Annotated in this window: 3 protein-coding genes; 1 reads left to right on the top strand and 2 read right to left on the bottom strand. The window is 44.4% G+C overall.

Going from position 1 to position 4,490, the window contains the following annotated elements:
- Nucleotides 1-542: superoxide dismutase family protein (locus tag L0J61_RS09550; RefSeq protein ID WP_301466218.1), on the top strand; the 542-nt coding region annotated here is incomplete at its 5' end.
- 134 nt (nt 543-676) lie between these two features.
- On the opposite strand, the gene topA is transcribed toward L0J61_RS09550, so the two are convergent.
- Both topA and L0J61_RS09540 read right to left on the bottom strand, forming a co-directional pair.
- Nucleotides 677-3,349 (bottom strand): type I DNA topoisomerase, encoded by a 2,673-nt coding sequence (gene topA, locus L0J61_RS09545; RefSeq protein ID WP_301466217.1) that lies wholly within the window; start codon nt 3,347-3,349, stop codon nt 677-679.
- Nucleotides 3,350-3,744: 395 nt separating this feature from the next.
- Nucleotides 3,745-4,347 (bottom strand): hypothetical protein, encoded by a 603-nt coding sequence (locus L0J61_RS09540; RefSeq protein WP_301466216.1) that lies wholly within the window; start codon nt 4,345-4,347, stop codon nt 3,745-3,747.
- Nucleotides 4,348-4,490 lie beyond the last annotated feature (143 nt).

Below are 4,490 nucleotides of genomic sequence, written 5' to 3'. Positions count from 1 at the left end.
TGCTTGCAAGTACACTACTATGTGGTTCTGCTTTGGCGATGACAGGTTGCCAAACCGTACAAAGTCAAATGCAGACGGGCAACCCTTTCAGTCAGCCTGCGCTAAAATCTACCATTAACTCTGTCGATGATAACAAGGAAATGGGACAAATTTTCTTGCGACCAGTGGATGAAGGCGTGCAAATCTACGGCAAACTCATGAATTTGGAGCCTAACACGACTGTGTCTTTGCATATTCATGAAACGGGTAGCTGTGCTGATATGGGTCAAGCGGCGGGTGGTCACTTCAACCCAGATAATAACGACCACTCTAATCCAGATGATATCAATGGACATGCCGGTGACTTACCGAACATGACAGCCAATGAAAACGGCATTGCAACCATTAACTACGTCAACAAAGAGATATCTTCTGCTGACTCAGGCAAATACAGTGTCAACCGTTTAGCATTTATCGTCCATGACGGTGCTGATGACTACACCTCTCAACCAGCTGGTGATGCAGGCGAACGTATCGCTTGTGGTATTATTGAGAAGAACTAACGGCACTCTATATTAGACGTTATTGAACGCACAAAAAAACCTCTTAGCGTGCTAAGAGGTTTTTTCTATGAGATACATAGCATTTCTTAAGCAGCGACTCATCTCCACTTAAGCGTGCTCTGCTTCGGCTTGGGTTACTCTTCTACCCACTCGCCTTTACGCCAATACACACCCCAACGTGACGCTCTGCCATTTTTCTCAGAGCCAATGTATTGCTCTTTCTTCTTACGCGACCAACGCAAAATGGTTGGATTACCATCGGGATCTTCGTCTGGTCCCTCAAACAAATATTGGAATTTGTCTTCCATTTTATCTTTGATCGGTCTTAATTCCGCCAATTTCGGGGCACGTGTTTCTCGCACTTTTGGAAATTTAGATGCTGCTAAAAACATACCTGCCGCCCCTTCACGCAAGATAAAATAATCATCGTGTTTGGTCGATTTTAGCTCAGGTATGTGAATGGGATCCATGCGTGGTGGTGCTGCCTCCCCTGTTTTAAGCACTTTACGAGTGTTGTCACATTTTTGACAAGCAAAGTACGGACCAAAGCGTCCAGTTTTGAGCTCCATCTGTCCATCACATTTATTACAGTCGATGGTTGGGGCATCTGAGCCAGGAACTTCAAACTTACCTTTTTCTAGGATATAACCGTCGCAGTCTGGATTGTTACCACAAACATGCAGCTTCAAACCACCATCAACGATATAGCCATTCATCGCGGTACCGCATTTCGGGCAACGCTTTTTCTCCATTAGGTCTTTCACTTCCGCCGCTTCATCAGCAGCGTCGCTTTCGTCTAGGTTTGCGAACGCTTCAACAGGCATCAAGTTTTTGGTACCTTTACAACGCTCTTTGGGCGGTAGGTTATAACCAGTACAGCCTAAAAACACACCAGTCGATCCGGTACGTAACTGCATTGGACGTTCACATAGGTCGCAATGCACATCAGGCACATCAGTTGGATCGTTGGGACGCATGCCGTCTTTTTCTTTGGCGCGCTCTAGCGTGCTTTTAAAATCGCCATAAAAGTTATCGAGCACATCTTTCCAATCTTGATCACCATCAGCGACGTGATCTAGCTTATCTTCTAACGCAGCAGTAAAGGTATAGTCCATCAGATCAGGAAAGCTTGCCGTTAGTCTGTCGGTGACGATATCGCCCATTTTTTCGGCAAATAACCGCTTATTCTCCAGCTTCACATAGCCACGGTCTTGAATGGTCGAAATAATAGAAGCGTAAGTTGATGGACGACCAATACCTTTTTTCTCGAGCTCTTTTACTAGGCTTGCTTCTGTATAGCGTGGTGGTGGCTTGGTAAAATGCTGACTTGGATCTAGCTTATCCACCGCCAACTTATCGCCTTTTTTGACTTCAGGTAATAAGGTGTCATCAGTCTTAGCAGGTGGCATAACCTTGGTATAGCCATCAAACACCATTGTACGACCACGAGCTTTTAGCTCAATGTCACTGGCACCGACAAACAGATTTACAGATAAATATTTGGCTGGCAACATCTGACAAGCAACGAATTGACGCCAAATGAGCTCATACAAACGTATGGCATCTCGCTCAACGCCTTTGATCTGCGTTGATTTCATGTTGACATTAGACGGACGAATTGCTTCATGCGCTTCTTGCGCGCCTTGCTTATTACCATAAAAATTTGGCTTTTCGGGTACATACTTATTGCCGTAGCTGTCTTCAATATAGCCACGCACGGCTGCGAGCGCATCACCAGATAAAAACGTCGAGTCGGTACGCATATAAGTAATATGGCCTGCTTCATATAAACGCTGTGCCAAAATCATGGTTTTCTTGACAGAAAAACCCAGTCTTGTACTGGCCGCTTGCTGCAATGTAGAAGTAATAAAAGGCGCGCTAGGACGTGACTGTGTTGGCTTCTCTTCGCGCTCTTTGACAATAAAGTCGCTTACCTTGAGGACGTCTAGTACTTTATCCGTGTCGGCTTTATTTCCTAGCTTGAGCGTTTTGCCACCTTGCTTGGTCGCCTCGATACGAATACCGACTTGCTCATCGGCTTTGGCTTTACTATTGGCTAAGTGTGTGTCTGCATGAATCTGCCAGTATTCTTCTGGAATAAACGCACGAATCTCATGCTCACGCTCCACGACGAGACGCATAGCAACCGACTGAACACGACCTGCCGATAGACCACGGGCGATTTTTTGCCACAGAAGTGGCGACACCATAAAACCAACAACACGGTCTAAGAAGCGTCTTGCTTGCTGAGCATTGACACGGTCGATGTCCAGTTTGGACGGCTCTTTAAAGGCATTTTGGATAGCAGATTTGGTAATCTCATTGAATACCACACGCTGATATTTGCTATCAGGACCACCGATGACTTCTTTGAGATGCCAAGCAATGGCCTCTCCTTCTCTATCCATATCCGTTGCTAGATAAACTTGTTTAGCATCTTTGGCAAGCGCCTTTAGTTCTTTGATGACTTTCGTCTTATTTGGTAGCACTTCATACACTGCCGCCCAGTCATGCTCTGGATCAACGCCCATGCGACGCACCAATGCTTGCTGTGCTTTCTCTTCTTTGCTCAGGTTCTCGTCTTTTTTAGCAGCAGCGGCTTTTTTTGCTCGCGATCCTGCACTGACCGGCAAATCACGAACATGACCAATACTTGAGCGAACGACAAAATCATCACCAAGGTATTTATTAATCGTTTTTGCCTTGGCGGGTGATTCTACGATCACTAGAGACTTACCCTTTTTAGGGCTGCCCGCAGACGCGGCGCTTTTTTTAGTTGTGGTTTTGGCCATATGTGACGACACCATAATATAATTAAATTAAGAGTAAGATTAAATTTAGCAGCATGGCACTTTATTATAGTAATAGCTGCTAGGGCATATTCTCAACCTGAGAAAGTACACCCTAAATGGGTTGGAAATGGCTAATTTTTTCTTTATTGCGTCAAACAGTTGATGAATACTCCGATATTGCCTGCACTACTTTCCTTGTTTAGCAGCAATTCATCTCATCTGTAGCACCATTTTCAAAGTGAGTGCACACCTTACACATATAATGTGTTATAAAACAAACAATAACGACAATGCAAATTTTTAGTTATAAAGACGTTACACTGCTAAGCGTTAAACTGTCAACTGCAAATAACTGAGCGTTAGACAAATCCCTTTGAACGTTAACTTTTAATAAATCAAAGACTGCTTTCCTAAGCTTGCGAATTTTTCTGCATTTTTATCGCCCACTTTTCTAGATTTTCCTTTAGCACCAGCAAATCCGGTTCAATCTGTTGTTTATGATAAGTGGGGTTATTCAACGGGCGAACGTATGCGATGTCTTCCCAATAGATGACAATGCTATTGGCCTTTGTGAATAAACCTTTTACAAAGGGTTCGATGCTAGACGGCAAGTCTAGCGGTGTTTTATCCAAACTAAAATTGGTTTTATTAGTAGACGTATTGGTCTGATTTTGATTAGAACGGATGGCACTCGGAATAGTGAGTTTGCTATCCTCTGGAGTCGGATCGACAAAATCCAGATCTGGACGCCACTGTCCATCAATCACCTGATAACGCGTGTGCGACAGCTGCAAACCATCTAGCACCAAGCAATACTGCCCCATCATCCCGCGTCCATACTCATCGTCCTTACCTTTGATCCAGTCAGGGCAAGTGACAAGCTTTGGGTTGAGCTGCAAACGACGCGCTGTCATACGCAGATTATCCAAACGCTGATCGACCCCGTTTGGTTTGAGCGCCATCATACTCCCTAATACAAAGAGTACAATGACAACGCCAATCGTAATTCCCATGATAGCCTGACCTTTTGCCTGAATGAATAATGCTGTATAGGTGCTTATAATGAGCTCTAAGCGTTAAAAATCAAGCTAAGCTGACGATTGAGTCTGCTACCCACCTGCATCGGACGCTTCTGAAAAATACTATATATACAATA

This window comes from Psychrobacter sp., from assembly GCF_030457785.1.
Taxonomy (GTDB): Bacteria; Pseudomonadota; Gammaproteobacteria; order Pseudomonadales; family Moraxellaceae; genus Psychrobacter.
Note: the sequence above shows the minus strand (reverse complement) of the source record. Positions and strands in the feature narration are given on the sequence as shown.

Bases quoted from the DNA above. Each gene is read 5' to 3' on its own strand.
- topA (WP_301466217.1), bottom strand. From the start codon at position 3,349: ATGGTGTCGTCACATATGGCCAAAACCACAACTAAAAAAAGCGCCGCG.
- L0J61_RS09540 (WP_301466216.1), bottom strand. From the start codon at position 4,347: ATGGGAATTACGATTGGCGTTGTCATTGTACTCTTTGTATTAGGGAGT.